We start from the raw sequence: 279 nt of genomic DNA, 5'->3' as shown, positions 1-279 counted from the left end.
CAATCAAGCGGGCTGAGCATCACAGCTGCCCGGTTGTATTAGGGAGTGCTACGCCGACATTAGAGTCATATGCAAGAGCGCAAAAGGGCGTATACGAGCTTCTTTCACTGAAGCACCGTGTTAACCACCGGTTTGATTTTTCTTCCATAGGATTAAAGGAGTTCGGCAGGCTTGATATTTCTTCAGCAGCTGCTATTTGGTCGGTGGAGATTGCTTTAGTGATTGGCATCATCACAACGATTTTATTTGATTGGAGAAGTGTGTTTGCCCAATTGAAGG

1 pseudogene is annotated in these 279 nt (G+C 45.9%); it reads left to right on the top strand.

The features are described from left to right. Positions 1-279: pseudogene (locus SB660_RS20040) on the top strand (hypothetical protein); the annotation flags it as partial.

The organism is Bacillus sp. SIMBA_005, assembly GCF_046535585.1.
Taxonomy (GTDB): domain Bacteria; phylum Bacillota; class Bacilli; order Bacillales; family Bacillaceae; genus Bacillus; species Bacillus pumilus.
The sequence above is the reverse complement of the archived record's forward strand: the minus strand, read 5'-3'. Positions and strand labels throughout refer to the sequence as shown.